Source organism: Streptomyces minutiscleroticus (assembly GCF_014650875.1).
Classification (GTDB): domain Bacteria; phylum Actinomycetota; class Actinomycetes; order Streptomycetales; family Streptomycetaceae; genus Streptomyces; species Streptomyces minutiscleroticus.
Genome location: NZ_BMVU01000199.1, coordinates 1 through 1317 on the forward strand (window position 1 = coordinate 1; position 1317 = coordinate 1317).

The window sequence follows — 1317 nt, forward strand, 5'->3', positions numbered from 1 at the left end:
TGAAGTTCCCCCTCCGAGCTGGACAGCCTGATACTGGGACGACAGGTCCCGGAGGAAGCAGTTCCAGGTAGTGAGCAAGAAGAGCAATACGAGCAAGCGGTACACGGCCGAGTTCAAGCGGGACGCGGTCGCGCTGGTCCACTCGTCGGGGAAGACGGTGACCGAGGTCGCCCGGCAGATCGGGGTGAGCCCGGAGGGCCTGCGGAACTGGGTGAACCAGGACAAGGCCGACCGTGGCCAGGGACTGGCGGGTGCTCTGACCAGCGACGAGAAGGAAGAACTGCGTCGTCTGCGGCGGGAGAACCGGGAACAGCAGCAGACGATCGAGGTCCTGAAAAAAGCCGCGGCCTTCTTCGCGAGGGAGTCGACGAAGTAGCCGTGCGCTACGCGTTCATCGATGCGGAGAGGGCCACCGAGATGAACCCCGATGGCCACAGTGTCGTCCTGCTGTGCCGGGTTCTGGGCGTGTCCCGCTCGGGCTATTACTCCTACCTGGCCACGCGGGAGGCCGCCCGGGATCGGGCCCGCCGCCAGGAGGAGCTGGTCACCGAAATCCGACACCTGCACACTGCCTCCCGCCAGGCGTACGGGTCTCCCCGGATCACGGCGGCCCTGCGCCGGCAGGGGCAGCGGGTCAACCACAAACGCGTCGAGCGGCTCATGCGCGAGCACGGCATCAGCGGCATCACCCGCAGACGGCGCCGGGGCCTGACCAGAGCGGACCGCACGGCACTCGCGTCACCGGACCTGGTGGGCCGCGACTTCACGGCTGCCGAGCCGGGCACGAAGCTGGTCGGCGACATCACCTACCTGCCCACGCTGGCCGGCTGGTGGTATCTGGCCACGGTGATCGATCTGGCCACCCGCGAGGTGGTCGGCTACGCGATGGCCGACCACCACCGGGCCGGCCTGGTCGTCGACGCCCTGCGGATGGCCGCCGGCCGGGGCGCCCTGAAGGAGGGATGCATCACGCACTCGGACCGCGGAGCGGAATACACCTCACGTGAATACCGCGCCGTCATAAAGGAGTTGGGGCTACGGCAGAGTATGGGCAGAACGGGCTCCTGCTACGATAACGCCGCAGCTGAGAGCTTCTTCGGCCTCCTGAAGGCGGAGATCGGGACCACCGTCTGGGAGTCCCACGAACAGGCCCGCGCCGATGTCTTCCACTTCATCGAGGTCGAGTACAACCGCACTCGCCTGCGGAAGCATCCCGTCTACGGCTACGTCACCCCGCTCGAGACCCGGGCCCTGACAGCACAAGTTCTCGCCCCCGCAGCGTAACCACCCGCTGTCCACGCTCAAGGGGGAACTTCA

Annotated in this window: 2 protein-coding genes; both read left to right on the forward strand. The window is 67.3% G+C overall.

What is annotated here, in order from left to right:
* Window positions 1-70: 70 nt before the first annotated feature.
* Window positions 71-376: a transposase gene (locus tag IE271_RS40965; protein WP_190195485.1), complete on the forward strand. Its 306-nt coding sequence runs from the start codon at window positions 71-73 to the stop codon at window positions 374-376.
* A gap of 2 nt (window positions 377-378) precedes the next feature.
* Entirely contained in the window at window positions 379-1284 is a 906-nt protein-coding gene (locus IE271_RS40970) for an IS3 family transposase (protein WP_190195486.1), read from the forward strand.
* The last annotated feature ends 33 nt before the right edge of the window (window positions 1285-1317 follow it).